The organism is Salinicola salarius, assembly GCF_003206135.1.
Taxonomy (GTDB): domain Bacteria; phylum Pseudomonadota; class Gammaproteobacteria; order Pseudomonadales; family Halomonadaceae; genus Salinicola; species Salinicola salarius.
On the sequence record NZ_PZJT01000035.1, the window covers coordinates 1 to 3,837 of the forward strand.

4 protein-coding genes are annotated in these 3,837 nt (G+C 44.6%); all 4 read right to left on the minus strand.

Annotated elements, in window-relative coordinates; translation table 11 throughout:
- Positions 1-1,580 (minus strand): ATP-binding protein (locus tag DOM32_RS17600; protein WP_110637086.1); only part of this gene is annotated, 1,580 nt, incomplete at its 3' end.
- 2 nt (positions 1,581-1,582) lie between these two features.
- Positions 1,583-2,458 (minus strand): SIR2 family protein, encoded by an 876-nt coding sequence (locus DOM32_RS17605; protein ID WP_208625416.1) that lies wholly within the window; start codon positions 2,456-2,458, stop codon positions 1,583-1,585.
- The gene (locus DOM32_RS17980) at positions 2,442-2,756 is read right to left on the minus strand and encodes a hypothetical protein (RefSeq protein WP_208625417.1); all 315 of its coding nucleotides are present in this window, start codon (positions 2,754-2,756) and stop codon (positions 2,442-2,444) included. The genes DOM32_RS17605 and DOM32_RS17980 overlap by 17 nt, the downstream gene beginning before the upstream one ends.
- Positions 2,757-3,355: 599 nt before the next feature.
- A complete protein-coding gene (locus DOM32_RS17615) occupies positions 3,356-3,769 on the minus strand; it encodes a winged helix-turn-helix transcriptional regulator (protein WP_208625418.1) in 414 nt (137 codons plus the stop codon).
- Between the last annotated feature and the right edge of the window lie 68 nt (positions 3,770-3,837).

Here is a 3,837-nt window from a genome sequence, read left to right on the forward strand (position 1 = left end):
CAGACAGAGCGTAATACAACCCAAGTACCACACTGTGAAATGACTGTACTGTCTACATCGGCCGGCCGCTGACTTACCAGCATCAAGCCGATTCCGTATTTTCGCCCCTCTCTCGCTATGCGCCTTATTGCTCCTTGAGCAGCTGCGTATTGAGCCTCTCCATGATCCGGAACATACCTATGTGCTTCTTCACACACTAATAATATAGGATCCTTCTCTTTCTCTTGTTGAGTCTGAAATACTTTATACTGAAAAAGTAACCTAGCGATTAGCGCTGTAAGCGGGCCTGCGACTTCATTTGGCAAACCTGAAATATCAATAATCCTGATATCTTTGCCTGCCTGACTAGGTGCGCCAATGAACTGATTCAAGACTTGATGTAGCTTTATTTCTGCATCGTTATCAATCCAACACTTCATCATAAATGAAAGTCGAGTATCTCTTCTCAGAACTTTTAGTTTATCTAAAACGGAGGGTACTGGTGACTTAGCTAAATCAGAGTTGGTCATGCTTTCATGGTTATTACGGTTTATCCTACCGCCTTGAATGTACCTAACATGACTTTCAAACTCATCTAAGCAAAATGGTCTAGGTTTATCACGGTCGAATTCCAGAATGTCTGAAGTATCTTTGCCATCACACAAATCTGGATCGTCAAAATTTTCTAGATGGTTAAGGGCTTCTGTACCAAACTCTCTTGGGCAAGGCTTGACAACTCCAGCGGCAACCATTCTTGCATGAGCCAGTGCTTTTTGAACTACATTGTTTTGACTAGTAGCGCTTCTTTCCGTTTTACCGATAACTAGGTTAGTGAACTCATCACTAGACATCAACCAGTACGGTAGCTTTATCTCTTCTTGACCATCGTCGCCTGCTGCGATGTCATATGCTCGGTACTGTACAGCTCTCTCTTTAAAGGCTGAACCATACTCACCATGAGGATCAACGACCACTATCTGAGGAGACAGTTCTTTCTCATTATTTTTATGCGATAGTACGCTATGAATAATCGCAGCAACGGTGCCTGACTTACCAGATCCTGTAGAGCCAAGAACCGCACAATGCATACCAAACATTTTATTAATGTTAGCTCGACAGGCTGTAGATTCAGAAGCACTATAAACCGCAAAGGGAACTAATGGATCTACTTCATCATCTCTTGTACCTTCAGCGGAACGGTAGACAAAAGAAATTTCTTCGTTAGTTAGAAGGAATACGCCTTGCTGGGGTAAAGGGTAAGTTTTAATGCCACGTTTAAAAGCCAAAGTTGTTTTTGTATTATTCCAGCTGCCTTCAGCTAGCAGTTGGACTTCCATTAAACGCTGATCAGAATCAGCAGTTACAGGCATGCCTGCTTCTATTAATTCTTCAGATCGCATTCTCAGCATTGTCACCAAGCCAAAAATTATTTTACGACCATAGTGAATTTTAACCATACTACCTATTTGCCCAATTGGGTAAACACGACCATTAAAAGCTATTGTTAATTCTGATATTTTATCGGAAATCTCAACTTTTATATTGGTTCCTGATACCTCGACAACTTGGCCTATTTTCAGCTCTTCAGATGGTGCAAACATAACTAAACCTCACATCCGTTCTTTAATACTGATGTTACACCGTTGAATGTCCACCAATAATCGTCTTCGTCTTTTCTTCTATATGGGCCTTTTTTTCCAATATACAGGCCGTGTATGGATGCGATAATTACTCTTGAACCAAAACTATCACTACGCCACTTTTCTAAACATGGAGGAATTTCGTCCCGGCACTCCAAGAATGCGAGCAATACGGTTTTGTTCTCTTCTTTTGATAAAGCAAATTCAATTTCGTTATTGATATGGTCATCGCCAAAACTATAGCCGCAAACAGCTAAAATATTGCTATTGGAGGAATTTAGCGATTTTCTGAATAAGTCAAACTGTGTAGAGAACGGATCTTGCTGAGTGGCAACGTATTTAGTAGCTTGAGGGTAAATTAGAACTCGACGATCCACCTTTGGGTATAGGTCATTTTCTCTAACTCGCCATACATATCCTTTGTCACAAAGAAACCAATCTATCGAACCATGCATCTTAATTAAGTTAGCGCGCTGTCCGTTCGATGGTACGGGTTCTCCATACTTCTGTTTTCGATGGGCTACAGCTCCGCCATCGAACCCATCCCAATAAGATATTTTATTTAGTGCTAATGCATCTTCTAAAAGAGTGTCATAGTTGGTTGTGAAAATATTGATAGCTTTTCTTCGCTCATACACACCAGCGGATGCGTGGTTAAACAGAGTATCAATAAATACTAAATGTGCTTTAATTTCCACGATTGGTTTAGACAAAGAACCTTCTTCAACTGTATTTCCATCCTTATCCTCAACATAGCCACACCGGATAACATTTGAGATAGACTCAAGAATTGTATTATGCGCTTCTTCTAGCGTAGCTAACTCAACTTCCCCCCCCACGAATTACTGTTTTCTTTTCTTTGTTTCTTTCAGCTAATGCAGCATAGTCGCCAAGATGACTAAGAACATGCTCTATATGGCATTGCTCTGGCAACTCTTCAAATAGTGGGGTGATAATATCGTCATATAATTTTTTATGACTAGCCTTTATATCCTTCTGAACTTTATTCGTTAAAGGGTACATTAGCGGTAATTTGGCGTCGAAACTTATTCCCGCACCCAGTAGCCAGCTTTGCTCACTACACTTCAAATGTTCCTCTACTTGCAAGAACAACTCGTCATCAATCAAATCATCCATTTTCTTTCCTTCTTATAGAGTTGTACCCAAGCTGGTAACCAGAGCGTTATAACAGGTATTAGACAGCGCGCTCGTTTATTGACTTGAACGCGCACGCGAGTTCAATAATGTTATGCCGCGCACTGTTTTCTCCATAACATACTGAAAAATCGACACATTAAGTATAACTTGGCCATATAACACCAATCATAGTGCCAGCTGCATAACACTGATGAGCGTACAGGCAGCCTTTCCAACATGGCCGCTTTGAGTCGGAACCTGTCAGCTGTCTCAAGCCCTGCTAGGAATACCTTTGGTATCAATCTGCCACATTCCGTTTCACTTCTCTATCCAGCTTCCCCCGCCTTTCGTCGAGTTCGCTGCAAAATGCATCATTCCGCATCATTTTCTCGACCCCTAAATTGCCACGCCGGCCCAGTATTGGCGAGGCTTGGCGCCACTTGCAACGCTGCATCAAAACCGACCCATTTAGCGCGCAGGCGGGGCGGGGAGTCGACAGCGCGCCGGGAGGAAGCAAGGCTATGGAGAGGCAGGCGGTGGCCACAGGGTGTCCGTTGGCTACTGGGCTCGTTGAATGGTCAAGGCGACGAACCGTCTCCCTACTCACTCGCTGCCGTCGAGTGAGCTTCTCGAGCCCGACGGAAATCCTCGGCGTGCTCGAAGATCCAGAGCCACATAGGGATGATCTTTAGGAGAAATTCCTCCCCCAACCGAGTCAGCTCGTAATCGACTCGCGGCGGGACTTCTTCGTAATCCTGGCGAAGAATCAGCCCATCGCGCTCGAGCTGCCGCAGCGTTCTCGTTAGCATCCGCTGAGTGACACCATCGAGCCGTCGGCGAAGCTCGGCGTGTCTCAACCGCCCTCCCTCCTTGAGCGCGTGGATCGCCCCAAAAGCCCAGCGGTTGCCGGCGTGGGATAGCACCTCTCTCTTCAGCCAGTCGTCCTCATTTTCCATCGCGTCACAGAGCGCCCGGGAGCGAGCGAGCAGGTCGTTTTCGTCTTTCAGTATCACTGATGTACCTACTTATGTGGGGAATCCTGACGTGCAAACATCCGCTAGCTAGATGTGATCTCTCGGTA